At 68.1% G+C, this 23572-nt stretch carries 25 protein-coding genes; 12 read left to right on the top strand and 13 right to left on the bottom strand.

Annotated elements, in window-relative coordinates:
* Positions 1-132: 132 nt before the first annotated feature.
* Both B0293_RS31200 and B0293_RS31195 read right to left on the bottom strand, forming a co-directional pair.
* Positions 133-1350, bottom strand: a complete 1218-nt coding sequence (locus B0293_RS31200; protein WP_005151437.1) for an epoxide hydrolase family protein — start codon at positions 1348-1350, stop codon at positions 133-135.
* 19 nt (positions 1351-1369) lie between these two features.
* Positions 1370-1807, bottom strand: coding sequence for a nuclear transport factor 2 family protein (locus B0293_RS31195; protein WP_005151439.1), 438 nt, complete (start codon positions 1805-1807; stop codon positions 1370-1372).
* Between the two features lie 166 nt (positions 1808-1973).
* Between B0293_RS31195 and B0293_RS31190 the strand changes: the two genes are divergently transcribed.
* The 6 genes from B0293_RS31190 to catC all read left to right on the top strand — a co-directional run bounded on the left by B0293_RS31190 (position 1974) and on the right by catC (position 6901).
* Entirely contained in the window at positions 1974-2936 is a 963-nt protein-coding gene (locus B0293_RS31190; protein ID WP_005151440.1) for a quinone oxidoreductase family protein, read from the top strand.
* Between the two features lie 58 nt (positions 2937-2994).
* The gene (locus B0293_RS31185) at positions 2995-3594 is read left to right on the top strand and encodes a TetR/AcrR family transcriptional regulator (RefSeq protein WP_005151441.1); all 600 of its coding nucleotides are present in this window, start codon (positions 2995-2997) and stop codon (positions 3592-3594) included.
* A gap of 139 nt (positions 3595-3733) precedes the next feature.
* A complete protein-coding gene (locus tag B0293_RS31180; RefSeq protein WP_005151442.1) occupies positions 3734-4639 on the top strand; it encodes a LysR substrate-binding domain-containing protein in 906 nt (301 codons plus the stop codon).
* Positions 4639-5742, top strand: coding sequence for a mandelate racemase/muconate lactonizing enzyme family protein (locus B0293_RS31175; RefSeq protein ID WP_005151443.1), 1104 nt, complete (start codon positions 4639-4641; stop codon positions 5740-5742). Before B0293_RS31180 ends, B0293_RS31175 begins: the two co-directional genes overlap by 1 nt.
* Positions 5743-5768: 26 nt before the next feature.
* The gene (gene catA / locus B0293_RS31170) at positions 5769-6620 is read left to right on the top strand and encodes a catechol 1,2-dioxygenase (RefSeq protein WP_005151444.1); all 852 of its coding nucleotides are present in this window, start codon (positions 5769-5771) and stop codon (positions 6618-6620) included.
* Positions 6620-6901, top strand: coding sequence for a muconolactone Delta-isomerase (gene catC / locus B0293_RS31165; protein ID WP_005151445.1), 282 nt, complete (start codon positions 6620-6622; stop codon positions 6899-6901). Before catA ends, catC begins: the two co-directional genes overlap by 1 nt.
* Positions 6902-6917: 16 nt before the next feature.
* Here catC and B0293_RS31160 read toward each other — a convergent pair whose 3' ends face one another.
* The 5 genes from B0293_RS31160 to B0293_RS31140 all read right to left on the bottom strand — a co-directional run bounded on the left by B0293_RS31160 (position 6918) and on the right by B0293_RS31140 (position 14329).
* Complete coding sequence (locus tag B0293_RS31160; protein WP_039915584.1) at positions 6918-8210, bottom strand: UDP-glucose dehydrogenase family protein; 1293 nt, start codon at positions 8208-8210, stop codon at positions 6918-6920.
* Between the two features lie 57 nt (positions 8211-8267).
* Positions 8268-9236 carry an NAD-dependent epimerase/dehydratase family protein gene (locus B0293_RS31155; RefSeq protein WP_005151447.1) on the bottom strand — a complete coding sequence of 323 codons (969 nt, stop codon included), beginning with the start codon at positions 9234-9236 and terminating at the stop codon, positions 8268-8270.
* Positions 9237-9953: 717 nt separating this feature from the next.
* Positions 9954-11207 (bottom strand): HNH endonuclease signature motif containing protein, encoded by a 1254-nt coding sequence (locus B0293_RS31150; RefSeq protein WP_039918811.1) that lies wholly within the window; start codon positions 11205-11207, stop codon positions 9954-9956.
* A 453-nt stretch (positions 11208-11660) separates the two neighbouring features.
* Positions 11661-12770, bottom strand: a complete 1110-nt coding sequence (locus B0293_RS31145) for a M20 family metallopeptidase (RefSeq protein ID WP_005160117.1) — start codon at positions 12768-12770, stop codon at positions 11661-11663.
* A gap of 50 nt (positions 12771-12820) precedes the next feature.
* Positions 12821-14329: an AbgT family transporter gene (locus B0293_RS31140; RefSeq protein ID WP_039918768.1), complete on the bottom strand. Its 1509-nt coding sequence runs from the start codon at positions 14327-14329 to the stop codon at positions 12821-12823.
* A 159-nt stretch (positions 14330-14488) separates the two neighbouring features.
* Between B0293_RS31140 and B0293_RS31135 the strand changes: the two genes are divergently transcribed.
* On the top strand, positions 14489-15484 hold the full coding sequence (locus tag B0293_RS31135) for an Lrp/AsnC family transcriptional regulator (RefSeq protein ID WP_005160113.1): 996 nt from the start codon (positions 14489-14491) through the stop codon (positions 15482-15484).
* A 15-nt stretch (positions 15485-15499) separates the two neighbouring features.
* On the opposite strand, the gene B0293_RS31130 is transcribed toward B0293_RS31135, so the two are convergent.
* From B0293_RS31130 to B0293_RS31120, 3 genes are read right to left on the bottom strand one after another with little or no spacing between them, the layout of a single operon-like run.
* Entirely contained in the window at positions 15500-16573 is a 1074-nt protein-coding gene (locus B0293_RS31130) for an MAB_1171c family putative transporter (RefSeq protein WP_005160109.1), read from the bottom strand.
* Positions 16570-17052: an ImmA/IrrE family metallo-endopeptidase gene (locus B0293_RS31125; protein WP_052014503.1), complete on the bottom strand. Its 483-nt coding sequence runs from the start codon at positions 17050-17052 to the stop codon at positions 16570-16572. The genes B0293_RS31130 and B0293_RS31125 overlap by 4 nt, the downstream gene beginning before the upstream one ends.
* Positions 17053-17054: 2 nt before the next feature.
* Positions 17055-17477 carry a helix-turn-helix domain-containing protein gene (locus tag B0293_RS31120; protein WP_005160106.1) on the bottom strand — a complete coding sequence of 141 codons (423 nt, stop codon included), beginning with the start codon at positions 17475-17477 and terminating at the stop codon, positions 17055-17057.
* A 156-nt stretch (positions 17478-17633) separates the two neighbouring features.
* Here B0293_RS31120 and B0293_RS31115 point away from each other — a divergent pair, with 156 nt between their 5' ends.
* The 4 genes from B0293_RS31115 (at position 17634) to B0293_RS31100 (ending at position 20172) form a co-directional block, all read left to right on the top strand.
* Positions 17634-17900: a hypothetical protein gene (locus tag B0293_RS31115; RefSeq protein WP_005160105.1), complete on the top strand. Its 267-nt coding sequence runs from the start codon at positions 17634-17636 to the stop codon at positions 17898-17900.
* Between the two features lie 38 nt (positions 17901-17938).
* Positions 17939-18232 carry a hypothetical protein gene (locus B0293_RS31110; RefSeq protein WP_039918764.1) on the top strand — a complete coding sequence of 98 codons (294 nt, stop codon included), beginning with the start codon at positions 17939-17941 and terminating at the stop codon, positions 18230-18232.
* A 169-nt stretch (positions 18233-18401) separates the two neighbouring features.
* On the top strand, positions 18402-19358 hold the full coding sequence (locus B0293_RS31105; RefSeq protein ID WP_005160101.1) for an ABC transporter ATP-binding protein: 957 nt from the start codon (positions 18402-18404) through the stop codon (positions 19356-19358).
* Position 19359: 1 nt separating this feature from the next.
* On the top strand, positions 19360-20172 hold the full coding sequence (locus B0293_RS31100; RefSeq protein ID WP_005160099.1) for an ABC transporter permease: 813 nt from the start codon (positions 19360-19362) through the stop codon (positions 20170-20172).
* Positions 20173-20196: 24 nt separating this feature from the next.
* On the opposite strand, the gene B0293_RS44905 is transcribed toward B0293_RS31100, so the two are convergent.
* From B0293_RS44905 to B0293_RS31090, 3 genes are read right to left on the bottom strand one after another with little or no spacing between them, the layout of a single operon-like run.
* Positions 20197-20514 (bottom strand): glycosyltransferase, encoded by a 318-nt coding sequence (locus tag B0293_RS44905; protein ID WP_342364830.1) that lies wholly within the window; start codon positions 20512-20514, stop codon positions 20197-20199.
* The gene (locus tag B0293_RS31095; protein WP_005160097.1) at positions 20403-21224 is read right to left on the bottom strand and encodes a glycosyltransferase family protein; all 822 of its coding nucleotides are present in this window, start codon (positions 21222-21224) and stop codon (positions 20403-20405) included. The genes B0293_RS44905 and B0293_RS31095 overlap by 112 nt, the downstream gene beginning before the upstream one ends.
* Positions 21221-21883 carry a TetR/AcrR family transcriptional regulator gene (locus B0293_RS31090; protein WP_005160095.1) on the bottom strand — a complete coding sequence of 221 codons (663 nt, stop codon included), beginning with the start codon at positions 21881-21883 and terminating at the stop codon, positions 21221-21223. Before B0293_RS31090 ends, B0293_RS31095 begins: the two co-directional genes overlap by 4 nt.
* 74 nt (positions 21884-21957) lie before the next feature.
* On the opposite strand from B0293_RS31090, the gene B0293_RS31085 reads away from it, so the two are divergent.
* Positions 21958-23496, top strand: a complete 1539-nt coding sequence (locus B0293_RS31085; RefSeq protein ID WP_005160093.1) for a PucR family transcriptional regulator — start codon at positions 21958-21960, stop codon at positions 23494-23496.
* Positions 23497-23572 lie beyond the last annotated feature (76 nt).

Genomic DNA, 23572 nt, shown 5'->3' with positions numbered 1-23572 from the left:
GAAGGCCTCCTTGAGGGACCCTGGGTCCCTCAAGGAGGCCTTCACGGACGTGGCACCTGACAGGACACCTTTGCCTATCTGCTCAATAACCCGAAACGCCACTCACGACCGTCCACGCTCGTCGCGCCGGTGTCAGCGCAGCGGCCGGAACGTGGTGCGCAGGTCGTCGATCCACGCCTCCGGGTTCTCCCACGGACCGAAGTGGCCACCCTTCTCGTGGACGTTCACCTGGCGCACGTCGGCGTAGAAATGACCGGCCGCTTTCTTGAACGCGGCGACCCGCTGCTCACGGTCGTGGGCTCCCGGAGGTGCGGCGTCGCCCAGGTGGAAGGTGAAGCCGGCCGGCGCCTCGACGGCCGGGGTCCGGTCGTGCGAAGGCTGCCACGGGTGACGGTTGACGTTCTTGTACGCGCGGATCGACGAGCCGATGGCCTGGTTGACCCAGTAGATCGTCGCGTTGGTGAGGATGTGGTCCATGGGATAGGAATCCTCGAACACCCCGTTCTGGTCGCTCCACTTCTTCCACCGCTTCAGGATCCAGGCGAGCATCCCGACCGGGGAATCGTTGAGGCCGTGAGTGATCGTCTGCCCGTCGAGCATGTGCACCGCGACGTGGGACACGTAGGTGTTCACGAAGTTGACCATGTCGGCGCGCTGCCCCGCGGGCAGTTGGTCGATCGGCGCGCCGCCGGTGAGATCCCAATGGCGATCGCCCTGGAAGATCGTCAGCAGCATCTCGTTCCCGAGGTGGATACCGTGGAGCGAGTCGGCGTACTTGTGGCCGAGCTGCGCCCCGACCAGCGCACCGTAGTCGGCCGCGCCGACGCCGAATCGCTCGTGGCCCAGCACCTCGGTCATCAGCGTGTGGAACCGGTCCGCCATGCTGACGAAGTTCTCCTTGCCGTTGGTCAGCGGCGTGGAGAACGCGAATCCGGGCAGCGAGGGGACGATGACGTCGAAGGCGTCCGCGGGGTCGCCGCCGTACGCGCCCGGGTCGGCGAGCGGGCGGATGACCTTGCTCCAGTCCCAGAAGGTCCACGGCCAGCCGTGCATGAGCAGCAGCGGGATCGGCGCGGGACCCTTGCCCGGCTCGCGGATGAAGTGCACCGGCGTGCCGCCGACGTCGACGCGATGGTGTGAGTAGCCGTTCAGCCGGGCTTCGACGGCCCGCCAGTCGAAACCGTCGGCCCAGTACTCCACGATCGGCTTGAGATAGGCGGTACTCAGCCCGAAGGCCTCGTCTTCGTTGTCGAGATCGGGTGCGAACCGGGTCGCCTTCAGGCGCGACCGGAGGTCGTCGAGGACGTCCTGCTCGACGTTGACGACGAAGGGTTCGAGGGTGTCGGTCATGTCATTTCTCCCTGGGGTTTCAGTAGGTCCAGTCCAGGCGGAGCCTGGTGATGCGGAGTTCGGCGATGAGCCAGCGTCCGTCCAGCCGGGTGAAGCGCACCCGGTAGTGGCCGTAGCCGTGCATTCCGGCGGGTTCACCTGCCGGTCTGGTGACGATGTCCTCCATGGCCCAGACACCGGTGGCCGAATCCTCCGACTCGAAGTCGATCTCACTGGAGAACAGGTGATGCACCAGCACGGAATCCGGGTGGTTACGCGCTTTGAGCTGACCCGCGATGTCGTCGCGGCCCGTCATCCGCGCCTGCACCGATCCGTCCACTGTGGACGCGATGAACGGCGCGTCGGGCAGGAACAGTGCCGCGAGATCGTCCCATCGGTGGTGATCGGCGCTGTAGACGTAGCGAGCCATCACGCGCCGGACGTCCTCCGTCGCCACCAGTCGGGCGAGATCGTCCATCGGTTTCCCTTCAAACGGCCGGATTTGCTTGACCCGGCCGAGAATGCAGACGGAAAAATGTACCCGCAAGTACACTCCTGACTGTTGATCGTTTGTACTTGCCGGTACATTTTTTGGTCTCTACCTTGGCGCCGGACAGCGAGTTCCGAGGCGAAAGAAGTCCCTGATGCGCGCGATCCACGTTCGCGAATACGGCGGCCCCGAGGTCATGACCTGGACCGAGTTCCCCGATCCGGTACCCGGTGCCGGTGAGGTGGGCGTGCGGCTGGGCGTGGCCGGGGTGAACTTCATGGACACCGGTGCCCGCAAGATGCCGCTGCCCACCTGGTCGGTGCCCACCGTGCTCGGCGTCGAGGGAATGGGGATCGTCACAGCGCAGGGGCCGGACGTCGAAGGCCTCGCGGTCGGCGACCGGGTCGCCTGGCGCTATCACAAGGGCAGCTACGCCGAGCAGCTCGCCATCCCGGCGGACACGGTGGTGCGGGTTCCTGACGACATCGACGACGAGACCGCCGCCGCGATCCTGATGCAGGGTCTGACCGCGAACCATTTCGTGACGGAGACCTACGCGGTCAAGGCGGGCGACACGGCCGTGGTGCACTCCGCCGCGGGCGGGGTGGGGCTCCTGCTGACCCAGCTGGTCAAGGCTCGCGGTGGCACGGTCATCGGCTTGGTGTCCCGCGAGGACAAGGTCCCCGTGGCCGAGAAAGCCGGCGCCGACCACGTTCTCGTGTCGGCCGGAGGCGGCTTCGAGGGGCGCGTCCTCGAACTGACCGGCGGCGAGGGTGCGCAGGTGGTGTACGACGGCGGCGGCGCGGCGACGTTCCATTCGTCACAACGGGCACTGCGCCGCCATGGAGTGCACGCCTACTACGGCGTGGTGAACGGCAATCCCACCTTCCGCCCCGCCGAACTGCCCAACAGCATCCTGCTGTCGTATCCGTCCGTCGCAGACCACGTACCCACCCGTGAGGCACTGGCACGGCGGACGAACGAGCTCTTCGACCACATCCGCCGCGGACGGCTGACACCACATATCGGCGGCCGGTACGCCCTCGCCGACGCCGCGCAGGCGCACCGGGACATCGAGTCCCGTCGCACGTCCGGGAAGCTGCTGCTGGTGCCGTGATCGCGTCCACTCGCCGGACACGGGACAATGGACCGGCAAGTACATTCGGGAGGTCCTGATGCTCACCAAGAAGGGCGCCGCGACGCGGCAGCGGATCATCGACGCCGCAGCCGACGAGATCCGCGAGCGCGGGGTGGGCGCGGCGACCCTCGACGACATCGGCCGCCGGAGCGGCACGGGCAAGAGCCAGCTCTTCCACTACTTCCCGGAGGGCAAGGAACAACTGCTGATGGCCGTGGCCGAATGGGAGGCCGGTCAGGTGATCGAGGACCAGCAGCCGTATCTCGGTCAGCTGACCTCGTGGCGGGCGTGGGGCCAGTGGCGGGACGTCGTGGTCGAGCGATACCGGCGGCAAGGCGTGCACTGCCCGCTCGGGGTGCTGATCACCGAGATCGGCAGGCACACCCCGGCCGCGCAGGCGGTGACCAGGCAACTCCTGGAGCAGTGGCAACGGCAGATTCAGGCGGGCATCGAGGACATGCAGGCGAGCGGGTCGATCGGCCGTGACGTCGATCCGGTCCGCGCCTCGGCCGCGTTGATCGCCGCGATCCAGGGCGGCGTGACCATCCTGATGTCCACCGGTTCCGCGGATCACCTCGAGGCGGCGCTGGACCTGTACTTGGACTACCTGGGCGCAGGCGCACCCTCCTACAGTTGATCAGCCCTCCGAAGGCGCCCGAGTGCGGGTTCTATTGATAATTCCTGTTTATCAATAGACCTCAATAAAGTCTTTGTCTTCGATGAGTTCACTTTCTACCGTGAACGAATCGGCGACAGAGGCACGGGAGGAGGCGCCCATGGAACTTCGTCACCTGCGCTACTTCGTCACTGTCGCCGAGACATGCCACTTCGGTCGGGCGGCCGAGCAGCTGCACGTCGCGCAGCCGGCGCTGTCGCACACCATCCGCCAGCTGGAGGACGAACTCGGCGTCGTCCTGCTGGCCCGGACGACCCGGCAGGTCCGGGTGACACCTGCGGGTGAGTTCTTCCTGGCCGAAGCGCGACGCGTGCTCGCGGGGCTGGACGTCGGCGTGCGGGGAGTCCGCCGGATCGGCGAGGGCAGGCTGGGCCTGGTCCGGATCGGGTTCACCGGCACGGCGGCGTTCTCCCATCTGCCGCATCTGGCCAGGACGCTCGCCGAGCGGGTGCCGGACGTCGAACTGGAGGTCCGCGCCGACCTCCTGACCGCCGAGCAGTGCGAACACCTGCGCAAGGGGACGCTCGGGATCGGGGTGCTCCGCCCTCCGGTCACCGGGGACGACATCGACTTCCGGGTGATCGAGCGCGAACCGCTGGTCCTCGCCGTCCCGTCGGACCATTGGCTGGCCGTCGAGCCCGTCGTCGCGATGGCGGAGCTGTGGGCCGAACCGCTCGTGACCTACGACCGGCGCAACTCCGTCGTGTACGAGGCCGTCGCGCGCAGCTGCCGGGAAGCGGGGCTCACCCCGCAGCAGGTGCACGAAGCTCCCGGGACGGCGGTGTTGCTCGCGCTGGTCGCCGGTGGGCTGGGAGTCGGCGTGGTGCCCGCCTCTGCCCGCGCCCTCCCCTTGGCCGGTGTCGTGTTCCGGGACCTCGCCGACGCGGCGACCGTGGAGCTGGCCCTGGCCTGGTATCGCGAGACCTCGTCCCCGCTGGTCGCGACCGTCCTCTCCGAACTCGAGGGCGTCTTTCCTTCCGTCCGAGCATCCGCAGGGGGCACCTGATGAAGATCACGCGAGTCGAGGCGATCCCGTTCGCCATCCCGTACCGGAAACCGCTGAAGTTCGCGTCGGGCGAGGTGCACGCCGCCGAGCACGTCCTCGTGCGGGTGCACGCCGACAACGGCGTCGTCGGCGTGGCCGAGGCTCCCCCGCGGCCGTTCACCTACGGCGAGACCCAGGCCGGGATCGTCGCGGTGATCGACTCCCTGTTCGCCCCGCAGATCGTCGGGCTCAGCCTGCTCGACCGCGAAACGGTGCACACCCGGCTCGCCCGCACGATCGGCAACCCGACCGCCAAATCGGCGATCGACATGGCCATCTGGGACGCGCTCGGGCGCAGCCTCGACGTCTCGGTTACGGAACTGCTCGGCGGCTACACCGACCGCATGCGCGTGTCGCACATGCTCGGTTTCGACGACCCCGCCGCGATGGTGGGCGAGGCCCAGCGGATGCGCGAAACCCACGGCATCACCACGTTCAAGGTCAAGGTCGGCCGCCGCCCGGCGTCGCTCGACACCGCCGTCGTGCGCGCGTTGCGGGAGCATTTCGGCGACGACGTCGACCTCTACATCGACGGCAACCGCGGCTGGACCGCCGCCGAATCGGCCCGCGCGATGCGGGAGATGGCCGACCTCGACCTGCTCTTCGCCGAGGAACTGTGCCCCGCTGACGACGTCCTCGGCAGGCGCTGGCTCGTGCGGCAGATCGACGTACCGTTCATCGCCGACGAATCCGCGGTGACCTCGGCGGACGTCACCCGAGAGATCCTCGGCGGATCCGCCACCGCCATCAGCATCAAGACCGCCCGCACCGGCTTCACCCGTTCACAGCGCACCCATCACCTCGCCGAGGGACTCGGCCTCGAAGTCGTCATGGGCAACCAGATCGACGGACAGCTCGGCTCGCTGTGCACGGTCGCGTTCGGCTCGGCCTACGAACTCACCTCAAGGCGGCCCGGCGAACTCTCGAACTTCCTCGACATGAGCGACGACCTGCTCACCGAGCCCCTGCGCATCACCGACGGCGAACTCACCGTCCGCCCCGGCGCCGGCCTCGGAGCCGAGATCGATCCCGACAAGCTCCGGCGCTACCGCCAGGACCACTGACTCCCACCACGAATCAAGGAGGATTCATGACCGCCATCCACGAGACGGCCACCGCCGCCGCGTCCGGTGCCAACGCGACCGAGCGGTTCAAGAGCGACAAGTTCGCCGGTGTCGCCGGAACGCCGAAGGAGCGGGTCAGCCTGCTGGCTCGGGAGGTGCTGGAGGCCGTGCACGGCACGATCCGCAAGCACAAGGTCACCTACGACGAGTACAACGCCCTCAAGTCGTGGCTGATCGGCGTCGGCGAGGACGGCGAGTGGCCGCTGTTCCTCGACGTGTGGGTGGAACACGTCGTCGAAGAGGTCGCCACGGAGCACCGCGAGGGCAACAAGGGCACCATCGAAGGCCCGTACTACGTGCCCGACGCGCCCGGACAAGGTGCCCGCGGCTCGGTCCCGATGCGGGATGACGAGCCCGGCACCCCGCTGACCTGGACGGGCAAGGTCACCTCCACCGACGGAACCGCGCTCGGCGGCGCGAAGGTAGAGCTCTGGCACGCCGACGCCGAGGGCTTCTACTCCCAGTTCGCGCCGAACATCCCGGAGTGGAACCTTCGCGCGAGCTTCACCGCCGACGCCGGCGGCGAGTTCGAGATCCACACCGTGCGCCCGGCGCCGTACCAGATCCCGACCGACGGCGCGTGCGGCAAGCTCATCGCCGCGGCGGGCTGGCACGCGTGGCGTCCGGCGCATCTCCACGTCAAGGTTTCGGCTCCGGGCCACGAACTGCTCACCGCGCAGCTGTACTTCCCGGGCGACGAGCACAACGACGACGACATCGCTTCGGCGGTCAAGCCGGAACTGGTGCTGGACCCGCGTCCGTCGGGCGACGGCGAGGCCATCCAATACGGCTTCGTCCTGGACCCGGAGCGCTCCTGATGCTCTACCACGTCCGCATGGATGTCCGCCTGCCAGTAGACCTGGACCCGGCCGTCCGCGCCGAGATCATCGCGCGGGAAAAGGCCTATAGTCAAAAGCTGCAACGCGAGGGCAAGTGGCCGCAGCTGTGGCGGATCGCAGGTGAGTACGCGAACTTCTCGATCCTCGACGTCGAGGACCATGACGAGCTGCACACCCTGTTGTCCGGGCTGCCGTTGTTCCCGTACATGGAGATCAAGGTGACACCGCTGGCGGCGCACCCGTCCAAGATCGCGGGTTGACACCGCTTCGCGTACCTCAGGATTCGGACCGCCGGCCGATGCCATGGCAGACCAGGCCGGCGCTGCCGAGCGTCTCGACGTCGAGCTGGTTGCGGGTGTCCAGCACGACCGTGCCGCCGAGGAACTTGGCCATCCGCACCCAGTCCAGCGCACGGAACTGCGGCCAGTCGGTGAGGAGCACGAGCGCCTCGGCGCTCTCCGCGACCTGGTAGGGGTCGTCCACCACGGTGATGCCGTCCACCTCGGTTCCCCCTGCCACCGTCGGATCACAGGCGAGGAGTTCGGCACCCCTGGCGACCAGCAGTTCCGCGACGGCGAGGGCGGGCGAGCCGCGGAGGTCGTTCGTCCCCGCCTTGAAGGTCAGGCCGAGCAGCCCGATGCGCGCGCCGTCGAGCGAACCGCCGAACGCCGCCGCCAGCTTCGTGACGACCCTTTCGCGCTGCTGGACGTTCATGTCGACGGTGGCCCGCAGCAACGGGAAGGAGAAGCCGACGGTCTCGGCCATCCGCAGCATCGCCTCGCTGTCCTTGGGCAGGCAGGAACCACCCCAGCCCGGCCCCGGTCGCAGGTAGGCGCGGCCGATCCTGGGGTCGCGTCCGACGGCGTCCAGTACCTGGTCGACGTCCGCGTCGAATCGCTCGCACAGATCCGCCACCGCGTTGACGAAGGACAGCTTCATGGCGAGGAAACAGTTCGCGACGTACTTGACCAGCTCGGCGCTCGCCGCGTCGGTGACCAGGATCGGCGCGCTCAATCGGGAGTACAGGCCGGCGACCCGCTTCCCCACCTCCGGTACGTCGGCGCCCACCACGATCCGGTCCGGCCTGAGGAAGTCGGTGACCGCGCTGCCTTCCCGCAGGAACTCCGGATTGCTCGCCACGGCGACGTCCGGACGGTCCAGCAGTCCGGTGACTCGCACCGAGGTCCCCACCGGGACCGTGGATTTGTTCACCACCACGCAGCCGACCGGCAGCGCGTGCCGGATCCGCGTCACCGTCGACTCGGTCGCGTGCAAGTCGGCACCGCCGTCGTCGCCCATCGGCGTCGGCAAGCACAGGAACAGGAACTCCGCGCCGGTCACCGCGAGGTCACCGTCCACAGTGAACTCGAGTCGGCCCGTCGCCTGCCCTTCGAGCACCAGGTCGGCCAGGCCGGGCTCCAAGATCGGAACCCTCCCCGCCCTCAGCTGGTCGATCTTCGTGGCGTCGATGTCGACGCACACCACCCAATGCCCGAGCGAGGCGAGACACGCCCCGGTCGTGAGCCCGACATAGCCGGTACCGATCACGACGATCCGCTGTTCTGACAACCGATCCACCCCCCAAAGTCTCGATCGTCGGGTTCCGGCTCGCCGGGGACCGACGTGTCAACGTCTCAGTACTTCGCGTTCTCCGGCGAAGAAGGCGATGGTCTTGCGCAGGCCCGCTCGCAAATCCGTACGTGGCCACCAGCCGAGCGCGCGTTCGGCGAGATCGATGACCGGCTTACGCCGGCGCGGATCGTCGGCCAGCGCGGGCAGGAACGTCAGCGAGGACGCGGAGCCGGTCAGTTCCTTGACCAGGGTCGCCACCCGGTGCACCGGCAGCTCCACCGGATTTCCGACGTTCACCGGACCGCGGTGATCGCGTTCGATCATCCGGACGAGTGCGTCCACTGTGTCCTCGACGTAGCACAGCGATCGGGTCTGCTCTCCCGATCCGTGGATGGTGAGCGGTTCCCCCGTGAGCGCCTGCATGATCATGTTCGGCACGAGCCTGCCGTCGTCGGAACGCATTCCGGGCCCGTAGGTGTTGAAAATCCGGACTATTCCGCAGTTCGTGCCGTACTCCCTGGCGAAGGCGGCGCACGCGGCTTCCCCGAAACGCTTGCTTTCGTCGTAGACGGCCCGCGGGCCGATCGGATTGACGTTGCCCCAGTACTCCTCCGCCTGCGGGTGCGTCAACGGGTCCCCGTAGACCTCGCTGGTCGAGGCGTGCACCAGCCGCGCGCCGGTGGCGCGGGCCAGTTCCAGCAACGTGAGCGTGCCCACCGAACCGGTCCGGAGGGTCGCGATGGGTGCCCTCAGGTAGTCCGGAGGGCTCGCCGGGGAAGCCAGGTTGACGATGGCGTCGGGCGGTTCGGCGATCGCGAGTCCGTCCACGATGTCGGCCTCGACGAAGTCGAATCTTCCCGTTTCCACGAACCCGTCGAGGTTCCGCAGCCGCCCCGTGCTGAGATTGTCCACGCACAGCACGGAATGGCCGTCCGCGAGCAGGCGCGCGCACAGGTGACCACCGACGAAACCAGCACCGCCCGCGACGAGTATCCGTCGAGGACGCCCCTCCGTGCCGGCCATGGACGCTCCTTCCTGATCAGATTCGCGAGAGGAAGACAAAGCTCGCATCGACGACATCGCCATGATCCAGGCTCGCCGTTTCGTCGGCGCCCGCACTTCTCAGAAAATGCGATCGAGTTCTTTTGATGTGAGAACGCCCGAGGCAGGGATGATCTACGTTCACGTCCTTTTCGTCGCCCGTGACGACCGCCGATCGAGTTGATCCGCGGTCCCCGTGGGCCGGGACGACCGCAATCGTGGTCGATCAGGTCGAGCCGGCTTCCGACGGCGTGCGCCGACCCGGAACGCGGGCAAGACCGGGTTCCCGTTCGGCCGTGCAAGTCGTCGAAGGCGACCAGTCGGCGGAGAGAACATTGGCGCCTTTCGGGGCCATACCTTGGTTGAGGGGTTTCGCATTGGGCCGAGGTGGTCGTGAGTGGCGATTCGGGTTAGGGCTGGCCGTGTCTTGGGTACCTACTGGCCTCTGGCTGCTGTTGTTGACAGGCCCGGTCCGTGAAGGCCTCCTTGCCTCGGCTCAGCCGAGGAAACTCGACCTTCACCCTTGCCGACTACATGAAGGCCCCCATCCTTGCGCTAGACGCAGTGAAGGGGGCCTTCATGTAGCGCAGGCAGGCCAGGCGGCGGTGAGCGGTGGGTCCCAGTGGTGTCGGCTTGTGGGCATGGCGAGGGGCCCGTCGCCGGTGTGGGTGGCGGGCTCCTCGGGTGGTGCAGGGGGTGTCAGGCGCGGTGGAGGGTGTTGCGCCGGGTTCGTTGTAGCGGGTCCAGGTACTGGGGTGGGATGAACTCCGGGAGCCCGTCGGCGGCCATGTGGACTTGCCAGTCGCCGTGGTGGATCAGCCGGTGATGGAAACCGCACAGCAGCACCAGGTTCCGGAGATCGGTAAGTCCCCCGTCTGCCCAGTGATGAATATGGTGGGCGTGACAGTTCTTCGGTCTTCGATGACACCCGGGGAACGCGCAGCCCCGGTCCCGGATGTTGAGCGCCCGTCGCTGGCCTGGGGTGACGAACCGTCTCAGCCGTCCTACGTCGAGGGGTTCTCCGGCAGCGTTCATCACAACCGGCAGCATCAGGCAGTCGCAGGCGGCCATGCGGGCCTCGCGCGCGGTCATGGTGCCGACAAAGTCCAGGCAGGCCTTCCCGATGCCGGTCTTCAACTCTTCGAGACCGATGGTGACGTGCACGAGGGTCCGGTAGCCGCTGGTGCCGGGTTGATCCGGACAGGCGATAGCCAGATCGAGAAGCTCAGCCCACGCGTCGCCCTGGCGTTCGCATTTCATGCGCAGATCGGCCTGGCCGAACTCGTCCACCGGGCGAGGTTTCGCGTACGCCTCCAGGGCGGCGGCGGTGCGGGCCCCGAGCTCGTCGTCGAGGAGGCCGGTCAGCTTCCAGAACCCGTCCCGACGACGCTCCAGAGTGACCTCGCGACGCGGCTGCTTCGGCTCGGGGTCCTTCGGTTCGTTGCCGTCGGGGTCGAGCCAGGCGAGAAGGTTCGCCTCCGCGTCCGCCAACTGTCGGGGGCCCGCGTCCCGGGCGAGGTTGCCGAGAATCTTCTCCGCACTCTCCCGATCCTCAACCGACGTGTCAGCAGGAAGTTTCGCCAAGATCTCCAGAATCTGCTGGATCCGCTCAGCCCCGACCAACCCTTCCGCCGCTACAGCACCCGTAGTGGGCGCGAGCGCGGGGACTTCGGTGCCGTCTAGGGCGCGGGTCGGGTTCAATGCGATCGCCTGATTCACCACCGGCCGGGCCTCGCCGCGAGAAAGGCCCGCCACATCGGCGAACCACGTGATCGTGCTGCCATACCCGAACAAGTCCTTCGCGCCCCGGGACTCGATCTCCGCCAGGTATCGCCCCAACCCGGCGGACGCGACCCGCATCACCTGCAAGAACTGCTGCACACCATGCGCAAGCTCCAGCTTGCCGGCACGCCACAACTCCTGCGGGAGTTCAGGGAGATAGGTCTCGGACACCTCTCCAGAATACCCGACCAAATCGAACACGTGTTCGTAATTTTGAGCAACAATGAATTCGCGTCGACAACACTGAAGAGTGATGGCGACAAGAATGAAGCCGTAGTTGAGTGACCAACCGCAGCGCAACCCCTCGGCCGGGGTGGTCATGAGTGGTGTGTCGCGTTCTAGCGGACTCGTATTTACCTGCCAATTGATGTGGCCGGCGGTCGTGTGTGGAGGATCGGGGACGTTGAGTGTCCCCGATCCTCCGTTGGGGCGACACCGAGCGACCATGCAGGAGTGACGATGAAGGAATCGGGACGTTCAACGTCCCGATTCCTTCATCGTCGAGCCCGGCAACCGCCGAACCGCCACCCTCGCGCAGGTCAAGTGTGGATAGGTAAAGACCGGTCCGCTCTAACGCGACTCACCACTCACGACCACCCCGAAACGAAGCCGGACACGAAGAGATCAGGCCGGTGCCTGCCCGGCAAGTGCCGTGATCAGCCCGATCGCCAGCGCCGTCCGCTCCGGGATATGCGCCGCGAGGACGTGCTCGTCCCGTGCGTGGGCACCACCTCCGACGGCGCCGAGCCCGTCGAGCACCGGTCGGCCCAGCGCCGACACGAAGTTGCCGTCGCTCGCGCCGCCCACGGCCGTCTCCTCCAGTTCCCAGCCCTCGTCGGCGGCCACCTTCCGCGCCATTGCGAACAGTGCGCGGGACGGATCGTTCGGCGTCATCGGCGGACGGTTCCACTCCCCTTCGACCGAAACCGTCACGCGGGGATCGGCGGCTTCCAGTCCGGCGAACACCGCGTCGATCCGGTCCATTTCCGATGGTTCGGCGACACGGACATCGACACCGCAGACCGCCTTGCCCGCGGTGACGTTGCGGCCGGTACCGCCGGAGATCGTGCCGACGTTGACCGTGGTCCCGTGTTCGCGCGACCCCGCGGCGGCGAGCCGTCCGACAACCTCGGCGAGGACGTGGATCGCGCTCGCGCCCGCATCGGGGTCCAGACCGGCGTGCGCCTCGACACCGGTGGCGGTCACGTCGAACAGGCCGACGCCCTTGCGCGCGGTCTTCAGCTTGCCGTCCAGTGACGCCTCGAAGACGAGGGTGGCGAGCGTTCCTTCGCTCGCGGCTTCGATGTACGGCCGCGAGTGGGGGCTGCCGATCTCCTCGTCGCCGTTGAAGAGGAACTTGACCGACGGATGCGGAAGGCCGAGTTCGCGCAGTCCTCGCAGGGCCCAGACCGACTGCACCAGACCGAGTTTCATGTCGAACGCGCCCGGCCCGGTGATGCGGCCGTCTTCGTCGGTGTACGGCCACTCGGCGAGCGTGCCGGTCGGCCAGACCGTGTCGTAGTGACTCGCCAGCAGCACCGTTCCCGGCACCGTCCCCGCGTAGCTCAGTTCGAGCACGTCACCGCGGACCGCGTCGATGTGCCGGGCTTCGGTGTCGGGTGCGCCGAGACGGTCGAAAACCCAGGTCCGGATCGTGTCGAGGCCTTGGTCCAGCATCGGCTTGTCGTAGCTGTGCGTCTCCAGTTCCACGATCCGCCGGAGATCGTCGAGCATGGCCGGCAGTGCTTTCCGGGACCATTCCGTGTGAGACAAGGGAATCCTTTCTAGCGAACGGGAGCGCCGGGGCCGAGCGGGATGCCGAACACCCAGAACACGAAGAACAGCAAGGTCCAGACGACCAGCAAGGCGAACGAGAGCGGGACCGTCATCGAGAAGAGCGTGCCGATACCCGCCGAACGCCGGTAGCGCTGAAGGAAACCGAGCGCCATCACGAAGTACGGGCTCATCGGGGTGATCGCGTTCGTGCACGAGTCCGCGATGCGGTACAGCGCCTGGGTGGTCTCCGGCGGGATGTCCAGCAGCATCAGCATCGGCACGAACACCGGGCCGATCAACGCCCATTGGGCCGAACCGCTGGTGACGATCAGGTTCACCAAGGTCACCACGACGAGGATGCCCAGCATGATGACCGGTCCGGAGACCCCGGCGGATTTGAGCAGGCCGGCGCCGTTGATCGCGGTGATCTCGCCGATGCCGGTCCATTTGAAGTAGGCGAGGAACTGGGAGATGGCGAAGAACAGCACCAGGATCGGAGCCATTTCCCGGAAGCCGTGCGCCATGAACCCCGGGATGTCGCGGCTGCTGGTCACCGTCCCCGCGACCTTGCCGTAGGCCCAGCCCGCGGCCAGGAAGCCGAGTGCGAGGATGACCGAGATCGACGTCAGCAGCGGCGACTCGACGATACTTCCGCCCTTGCCCCGCAACGGAGACGACGCGGGCAGTACCGCCAGCACCAGGGCGACCACGAAGACGGCTAGCGCGATGAGCGCGGCAAGCAGCCCCCTTCGTTCCTGACGGGTGAGCTGGAGCGACCCGAGATCGTCTTCTTCCGCGTCGTCGTCGACGGGCATCTCCGCGGCGCGGCGCGCGAGGATCTTCTCGGTGACGAGCGTGATCACCACGGCCAGCACGATCGACGAAGCGAGGGAGAAGAAGTAGTTGGCCAGCGGGGTGACGGAGTAGGACGGGTCGATCGTCTGCGCCGCCGCCGTGGTGAGCCCGGACAGGATGGCGTCGGTCGGCGTGATCAGCGGGCTCGCGTCGTAGCCGGCGGAGATGGACACGAACGCGACCACGATGCCCAGGATCGGACTCCGTCCCACCGCGCGGAAAGCCAAGGCTCCCAAGGGGATCAAGACCACGTAGGCGGCGTCGGAGGCGACGTGGGACACCATTCCGGTGAACGCCAGCGCGAAGGTCACCCACCGCGGCGAAACCTTCGAAACACCCGACCGGAGCACCGCCGCGAGGAGCCCGGACCGCTCGGCCACCGCCACCCCGAGCATCACCACGAGGATCGTGCCGAGCGGCGGGAACGACGTATAGCTCTTGACCGCGTCGGTCACCATCATCCGCACGCCCTCGGCGGACAACAGGTTCTTCGCCTCGATCGTCTTGCCCGTCGCCGGGTTCAGCGCCGACACCCCGGCCGCGCTGAGCCCCCAGCTGGCTAAAGCCAGCACTCCGCTCAGGATGACGAACAGCCAGAACGGATGCGGCAGTTTGTTGCCGAGCCGCTCGACGACGTCGAGCGCGCGCAGCAGGAGGTGCATCGGACGGGAGGTGGTTCTGGCTTGAGGGGAACTCACCGGCGCGGCTCCTTCCTGGTCGGAGGCTCATTACAAACTCAGGCGAACGAATAGTGCAAGCGTCGATCAAACGATGCACGGATCAGTCATCTATCCCTGCCAAATGACTGATACATTCACCTCATGCTGACCGAGCCGGAGCTTGACCTGATCGCGGCGCTCCAGGTCGCCCCGCGAGCTTCGGTCGCCGTGCTGGCCGAGGCACTCGACGTTTCCGCCAGCACGGTGGGACGGCGGCTTCTCCGGCTCGAGGACCAGCGCATCCTCCGGGTGATCGGGCAGGTCGAGTGGACGGCGAGGGCTCGCGGGAACCCGCGACACGTCTGGGTCACGACCGAACCGGGGGCATCCGGTTCGGCGGCGAAGGCGCTCGCACGGTTTCCCGAGGTCCAGCTCGCGGCGGAGACGGCGGGCCGATCGGACGTCTACCTGGCCGTGCACGTTCCGGACCGCGCTCAGGCGCGCGAGCTTCTCGCCGATCGCATCCCCGGGGTGGCCGGCGTGGCGGGTACCCATTCCGAACTCGTGCTGCGGGCCCTGACCAGGGCCGACTCCTGGCGGTTGCACCGGCTGAGTCAGGACCAGCACGCGATCCTGGCCGGCGAGCAGGTGGTACCCGCCGCGCCGGACGGATTCGACACCGACAAGGCGAGCCCGGACGAGCGGCGGCTCATCGGGTTGCTGGCGGGGAACGGCCGGATCACCGCGGCGGAAGCAGGCCGGATCCTCGGTCTCAGCCAGTCCACCGCCTACCGGCTCATCCAGTCGACGCTGCGGCGTGGCATCGTCCGGCCCCGGGTGGAGGTCGAACCCGCTCAGCTCGGCTACGAACTGGAAGCGATCATCGCGCTGACCGTCACCCCGGGCGCCATCCAGGACGTGGCCCGCGAACTGGCGCGGCATCCGTCGGCGCGGTACGTGTCGATCGTGGCCGGCACGGCTTCGATCATCCACCAAGGCGTGTTCCGGAACGAGGACGAGATGGCCGACTTCCTCACCCGCGATCTCGCTCCCTTGCCGGGGATCACCGCGCTCCAGGTCTCCGTGGTGTTGCGCATGCTGCGCCGGTACTGGCTTTACCGGGAGGACGGCAGGTTCGCCCCGGACAGCCTGCCGTGAGTGGCGATTCCGTCCTCACGCGACTTCCGCCACCGCGCGTTCCCGCACCTCCCGCACGACGCGGGAATGTTTGAACGCGGACGACACCGCGCTCAGCCAGGCGCTTTCCTCCCGTATGCCGGGGTGCGCGTCGCGTCGGGGCCGGTGTGGCCAGCTCTTGCCCGCCTCGCGCATCACCAACGCCGCAGCCAGTTCGGCGGCGGCGCGCGTGGGTTCGTCGACCGGGGTGCGCAGCCAGTCCCCGAGGTGCGGCGGAACGTGCGCCCGCAACGCCAGTAGACCATCACGGATCTCGATCACCCTGCGGTACAACGTGAACTCCAGGTCGTGGCGCACGGGCAGGGCGATCTGGGGTTGGGCGGCGACGAGCTCTTTCCACAGTGGTGTCACCGCCCGGATCCCTTTCCAGGCCCGGGCCAGCCGGAGAGCGCCGTCCCAGGTGGTGAACAGCCCGCCGAGGACCCACAGCACCATCGCGCAGAGTCCCAGAAGGCGGGCGCGTGGCAGGAAATCCAGGTCCGCGAGGTCGGTGATCTCCAGCCACAGGGAGGGAAGACCGGAGAACAGCACCCACCCGATGGTCGCGGCGGCGGCGCACACGAGGATCCGCAGTCCGGTCCGGAACGTCCCCCGTGGACGGCCCGCGGCGCTGCGGGCCAGCGTGCGGATGAACATCACCAGACACGTGACCGCGTATGCCGTGAGGACGACCTGATACGCGACGATGCTCCAGCGCCACTGGAAGCCGGAGGTGCCCGCTTCGAACCGATGCGGGGCGAAGTCCAGATAGCACAGGACCATCAGGGTCCAGCACACCACGATCGGCCAGAACGCCGTCGGCTTCTCCGGAGACCGGGTGCTGCGGACCAGCTGCACCAGCGCGCGCATCGCGAGCAGCTGCAGCGCGTTGGTGACGAGCCGAGGGAGCAGGTCGTCACCGAGCAGGCGGACCGTGCCCTCGGCGGAGATGGCGAGGGCGGCCGCCATGCTGAGGAAGAAGGTGGCCAGATGCTTCGGTCCGGAGCGGACCGCCATCAGCCGGGTGAGGCCGATCAGCGCCAGCAGCCCGGCGGACAGGTAGCTGATCATGAACCGAGGGCGTGCCGCAGCCGATCGGACCCGGCTCCGGCACTCACCGCGCGGCGCATGAGCAACGACGCGACGAGTTCGGCCTCTTTCTCCTGCTCCTGCGCGTACGTCGTGCGGCCGAGAACCCTGCGGACCAGATCCACCGACAGGCTGGGTGTGACCATCGCGGCCACCGTCTCCGGCAGCATTTCGCCTTCGACGTGCCCGCACAGCAGGTGACCGAGTTCGTGCAGCAGGATGTGCCGCTGGTGCAACGGGGACGTGTCCCGCGTGTAGAAGACGTAGTCCGCTCGATCCGTCGCCGCGAGCACACCGCACGGCGCTCCCGCCCGCGCGTCGAGCGCCACCAGTTCGATGGGCCGCCCCCGCGTCGCGGCGACCTCACCGAACAACGTGGTGACGTCGAACGGATCCGGTAGTCGCACCGCGGACGCTATCCGCTCGCATCTGCGCCAGAGCGCGCTCTTCCTGCCAAGCATGGCTACTCCCCCTTGTCCCGCCTGGACTCGCGCCGACTGATCGCCTCGACGATGTCGGTCACGGTCCCGAGCCCCTCCTCGGACAGTGTCACGGCGCGCAAAGCCAGGTTGCGCACCGCGTTGTTGCGCAACGCTCCCAGCAATTCGATCTCTTCGGCAAGTGCCCTCCCCTGTTCGTCGTCGAAGAAGTACGCGGGCGGCACCTGGAAGAACGCCGCGAGCGCTTCGAGGTGCCGCTTGGTCGGGTTGTCCCTGCGGCCTGTCCGCAGTTGCCAGAGGTAGGCGGCGGAGAACGACTCACCGGTGCTCTCCCGGCAGGCCCGCGCCACCTCCTCGTGGCTGTGCTGCTCACCGTTGGGCCGCCGGACCACCTGGAAGAGGCGGTCGATCCGGCTGGTGAGCGTGGTCTCCCGCGGTTCGGTCACCGTCGCCTCCGTTAGCTGAGATGAATGCCGTGCGACATCTCATTCATCTGAGATTGACAGGCGCGACGGCATCCCCTTACGGTTTCCACGTTAGCTGAGATGAATGACTGAAGGGAGTCAGTCGATTCTGGCTGACGCCCAGAAGGGGGAGTTCCCATGAAGAAGTTCCTGACCGCGGCCGCACTGACGCTGGCCGCGGTGACCATGTCGGCGACGCCGGCCTTCGCGGTGGAGACCGGAGATTTCTACGCCACCGGTATCGGCCCGGGTCCGTCGGACGCCATCACGTCGGCGGAAAAGGTCGCCCGCCTGTACGCCCGCAACACCGGCTGGCTGGACTCGCAGTGCTACGTCCGCGGGTCGGACGTCCGGTCGCACTTCAGCTACTACAGCGCGACCGTCTGGCTCTGGTGCCACCGCTGACAGTCGTTCCGTCCACCGAAACACAGGAGGGGTAAAGCATGACCAGAACTATCGCCCGTGGTGCGGGGGCCGTGGCTCTCGCGGGGCTCATGGCACTCGCGCCGACGGTCGCGAACGCCTCGACGAGCGTCCAGGAGACTCGCGCGTTCACCGGGACGACCATCGAGAAGACTTCGGCGTCGGCCAAACGGACCGCGTTGCAACAGGCCTACGACTGGGCGGCGGGCGCTTACGGGTACACGCCCGACCAGTGCGTGACCATTCACCTCTACTCGGTGAAGATCAGCTTCACGATGTACCGGGGTGAAGCCGGGATCCACTGCACGAAGTAGGCCGGGACCACCTTTACCGGGCTGTTCGCGCAGGCCCGGTAAAGGTGGCCGAGCAGGCCGCGCCGCAACTTTGGTTGCGGCGACGAGCGACGTTGTGCAGTAGCCGATCAACCGGCCCGAGCGGTTCGCTGGACGCTGCCAGCGAGAAACCGACGGCCGGAGCGCACCAGTGATCACAGCACGAGAGCTGACGAAGAAGTACGGGACCACGACGGCCGTCCACTCTTTGTCGTTCGACATCAAACCCGGTGTGGTCACCGGTTTCCTGGGGCCGAACGGCGCGGGCAAGTCGACCACGATGCGGATGATCCTCGGCCTGGACGCACCCAGCGGCGGCTCGGTCACGGTGAACGGCAAGGCCTATCGCGATCTGCCCGCACCGATGCGAGAGGTCGGCGCGCTGCTCGACGCCAAGGCCGTGCACGGCTCCCGCACCGCGTACCGCCACCTGCAGTGGGTCGCGCAAGCGGGCGGTCTTCTCCGCAAGCGCGTGGACGAAGTGCTCGACACCGTCGGCCTCACCGACGTCGCGGGCAAGAAGGTCGGCGGCTTCTCGCTGGGCATGTACCAACGGCTCGGCATCGCGACGGCCCTGCTCGGCGATCCCCCGACGCTGCTGTTCGACGAGCCAGTCAACGGACTCGACCCAGAAGGCATCTACTGGATCAGGACCCTGATGCAGGATCTCGCCGCCGAGGGACGCACAGTCTTCGTGTCGAGCCATTTGATGAACGAGATGGAAGAGACCGCCGCTCACGTCATCGTGATCGGCCGGGGCGAACTCATCGCCGACATGCCGATCAGCGACCTGACCCAGGGCAGCGCCCGAAACCACGTCCACGTGGTCTCGCCGCACGTCACCGAGCTGGCTCAGGCACTCGAACGGGCGGGAGGCAAGGTGACGAAGAGGGACGACGGCTCGCTCGACGTCGCCGGTCTGGACGCGCCGAGGATCGGTGACATCGCCCTTGAGCGACGTCTCGGCCTGCACGAACTCACTCCGGTCCGCGCCAGTCTCGAAGCGGCGTTCATGGATCTCACGAAGAACAGCGTGCAGTACCGCTCCGCGAGCGAGCACAAGCTCGCCGAGACGGTGCGGGCACTCGCCACGGAAGGCGGCGAATGACATGCCCACCGCACAGCTCTCCCCCGGCATCACGAACACGCTCGCCGCGGAATGGACGAAACTCAGGTCCGTCCGCTCGACCTGGACCGTCGTCATCGCGGCGGCCGTGGTCAGCGTCGGCTTCTCCGCGCTGTTCAGCATGCTGACCGAAGCGGACTATCGAAACCTTCCGGCCGGGCAACGGGTCGACTTCGACGCGGCCGGCACCAGCATGGTCGGGATGAACCTCGGGCTGATCCTGGTGTCCGTGCTCGGGGTGCTCGCGGTGTCCGGCGAGTACTCGACCGGGATGATACGACTCACCCTGGCCATCACTCCTCGTCGCGGCCGGGTCCTGCTCGCCAAGGCCGTCGTCGTGGGACTGCTGACCTTCGTACTCGGCACCCTGTTCGCGACAGCGGCGTTCTACTCCGGGCAGCTGATCCTCGGACTCAATCCGGACATCCCCACGCTCGGCCTCGACGGCCCCGGCGTGGTGCGCAGCCTGTTCGGCTGGGGCGCGGAAATGGCGGCGTTCGCGTTGCTCGCGCTGTCCTTCGGCGTGATCATGCGCAGCGCGGCAGGCGCCATCGCCACCGCGATCGGCTTCATCTTCGCCCCGGCCATCCTCGGAGCGCTGCTGCCGGCCTGGGTCCAGCGCGACATCCTGGCCTACTTCCCGGCCTCGGCCGCCGAGCAGCTCAGCACCGCACAGCTCAAGACCGACGCGGCGACCTACTTGGGTCCGCTCACCGGCGGCGGCGTCCTGCTCACTTGGGTCGCGGTCGTCCTGATGGTGGCGTTCTCCCTGATGGGCAAACGCGACTCCGGCTGAACCGACCGATTCGTCAGCCGCCTGTCAGGGGGAAGGTAGGCGCTTCCCCGACATCAGGTCCTGGAGAACGCGCAGCACCGGGGTCACCGCGTCCTCGGTGGCGAGTGTCTCGGCGACCCGGGCGGCGTTGTCTCGGTATCGAGGTGCACCGACGGCCTGAGCGAGGCGCTCGGCGAGTCGTTGCCCGTTGGCTCGTTTGGCGGGTAGGGCGGCCGGGGCGGCTCCGAGACTCACCAGACGGCGTGCCCAGAACGGTTGATCGTGTGCATGCGGGACCGGGACCGACGGAACGCCCGCACGCAGGGTCGCCGCGGTGGTACCCGCTCCGGCGTGGTGGACCACGGCAGCCACCCTGCCGAAGAGCCAGTCGTGCCGAAGCCGATGAACACCGGTGGTGGTCCGGCGGCGAGGAAATCGAGGAGTTCCTCTTGTGGTCGCCAGTCCGGCGTGGTGATCGGCCACCAGTGACCGACAACCTCGGCGCCCGGCCGCCAGACGCGCGGGCGTGGCTGTACCGCGGGACTGAACCCGTGCAGTACCGGCAGTTCCTCGATCCGGGCAGCCGCCTGCGCCCGGTCTTCGGCTGGCAGGCCGAGGGTCCGGCGGACCTCGTGCACCACCGGCGCGTACAACCGGGTGGCGAAACGCCCGGCGAGCCCGGTCAGTGTCCGGTTGAGCCGCCCGAGATCAACGCCGGCGATCGGCTTGGCGAGCGACAGTGTCGGGATCGTCGCGGCCACCACGTCGGTGTCGGCGGCGGCGATCAGGGCGGGCAGCTGACGGCGGGCCTGCTCGACCCCGAGTTCGACCAGCGTCCGCAACCCGCGCACTCCGCCCGCGTTCGCGCGGCGGCCACGTTCGGTCGTCTCGATCGGCTCCGGGTCGTCAGGCAGCACGGCGAAGCTGATCCCGGCGTCGAGGGCGAGCCGCGCGAAGCGGCCCGTTGCGGCAAGGGTGACCCGCACACCGTTCTGCTGCAGCGCGTGGCCCAGACCGGCGTAAGGCGCGTGGTCACCGTGGCTTCCGGTGGTGACGATCAGCAGCCGGGTCATCGCACCCTCCTGCACGCGTGGTCGGCGAAGTCGGCCAACTCACGGCCGTACGCCTCGGGGTCGAAGCCCGGGTCACGAGCCCAGCGGGACGCCGCTGCGTCGACCGCTCCGCGCAGCGCGGTGGCCACCGAGTCCGGGTCGAGCGACGCGCGGAACTCGCCGCTCTCGACCCCCTGGCGCACCAGCGGAACGAGGTCGAGCGCCGCCAGTTCGGCGCGTTCTTCGGTGCTGCGTCCGGGATCCTCCAGCCAATGCCGCATCACTTCGTCGAGCCGCCGTCCGTCCGGGCTGCGGTAACCACTGGACAGCTCCACCAGCGCCATCGCCTCGATCCGATGCGACGCGGTGAAGGCGAGGTTGGCCAGGATATACGCCCGCAGCCTCGCCCCCGCGCTGTCTCCTGCCTCCCGGACCGCGGCGGCGATGGTGGCGGCGCCGCGCTGGTAGATGTCCAGCACCAGGGCTCCGACCAGGGCGTTCTTGTCCGGGAAGTGGTAGAGGACGCCACCCTTGCTGCTGCCGATCGCCTCGCCGATGCGCACCAAGGAGGCGTTGGCGTAACCGAGTTCGACGATCACCTGCGCGGCGCCGTCGAGGATCTGCCTACGGCGGGCCTGCTCGATGAAAGTCAGACCGGTCAGTCTTTTTTCCGACTGCATGGTCTGAAAATAGCGCGTTCAGGTAACGACCGGCAACCCGCGGCCCCGCCGCGCGAATGGAGTAAGAACGAGCCATGGTGACGCTGGATCGGCTCGTGAACGTCCTCGGCGGGTACGGGGCGCGGCTGTGCTGCTGCCCTGTCTCGCGCGAGGTGGCGTTGCGCGACGTCGTGATGCACGACGCCGCCGATCCGCGCGAACTGCGCGGCGACGTCTTCCTCGCCGTCGGGACGGACTCCATCACCACGGCCGTCGAACTGGCCGCGGCGGCACACGCGTCGGTCGTCCTGGTCCGCGGATCGCGGCCACCGAGCCCGGAAGCGACCGAGCGCGCGGAATCCGGCGGCGTCGCCGTGCTGCTGGTGGAGCCGGACGTTTCCTGGGGCCAGCTCGCCGGAGTGGTCTACGGGCTGGTGCTGGAGGGCCGGGAGACCGAGTCCGGCCGGGGGCCGACCGACCTGTTCGCGCTGGCCGACAGCCTGGCGGACGCGCTCGGCAGCGCGGTGACCATCGAGGACCGGCTCTCCCGGATCCTGGCCTACTCCAGCCGTCAGCATCAGGCCGACCGGGCACGGCTGGAGACGATCCTGGGCAGGCGTGTTCCGGAGCCGGTCCGCGAGCTGTTCGAGCGGCGGGGTGTGTTCGGGCACCTCGCCGAGTCCGACGAGCCGCTGTTCGTCGAGGCCGATCCGGAACACGGGCTGACCGGGCGGATGGTGGTCGCGGTCCGGGCCGGCCGCGAAGCCCTGGGCTCGATCTGGGTGGAATGCGACCAGCCGTTGTCCGACGCCCGGCGTGCGGTGCTGCGGGACAGTTCGCGCACGGTCGGCCTGCATCTGCTGCGGTCACGGGCGAGCGCGGATCTGGAGCGGCAGGTCGAATCCGATCTGGTGATCCGGCTGCTGGAGGGCACACCGGACGCGGCGGCCGTGCTCAGCAGGCTCGGCCTGCCTCCCGGCCGGTTCCGGGTGATCGCGTTGCAGGCCCACATCGGCGACGAGCGCCATGCCGCGCTCCTGCTCGCGTTCGAACGGGCGACCACGGGTTTCGGCTGGTCACGTCCGGGCCGCAGCACGTTGTTCAGCAACACCGTCTACACCGTCCTGCCCGGCGACGACGTGGCGGCGGCCAGGGCGTGGGTGGGTTCGATCCGTGAGGCGCTGCCCCGCCAGGTGACGATGCTGGCCGGGATCGGGGCGGGCGCGGCGTCGGCGGAACTGCCTGCCAGCAGGCGGGAAGCCGACGAATGCCTCGCGCTGCACGATGTGCGGCCCACCTCGTCGCCGGCGATCGCCTACGACGAGGCCTGGGACGACATCCTGGTGCAACGGCTGCGGGCCGCCGCGGCGTCCGGCCGGGCGCCTGCCCGGGGACCGATCACCGAGCTGCGGCGGCACGACAGCGCGAACGCCACCAGCTATGTCACGACGTTGCGCGCCTGGCTCGAGGCGCAAGGGGATCTCGCGGAGGCCGCCGAGCGGCTGGACGTGCATCCCAACACGATCCGCTACCGGCTGCGGAAGATGGCCGAAGTGACCGACCTGCGGCTCGACCAGCCCGCGAAACGGCTCGCGATGATCATCGAACTGGCCGTCTCCGACCCTGCCCCTTGACCGTTCCGGCCAAAGCCACCCGCCCTGATTGTCGAATCCGGACAATCGCCGCCGACCGGATCCGAGTCATCCTGAC

Source organism: Amycolatopsis azurea DSM 43854, from assembly GCF_001995215.1.
GTDB classification, from domain to species: Bacteria; Actinomycetota; Actinomycetes; order Mycobacteriales; family Pseudonocardiaceae; genus Amycolatopsis; species Amycolatopsis azurea.
This window is presented reverse-complemented; position numbering and strand designations above follow the sequence as displayed.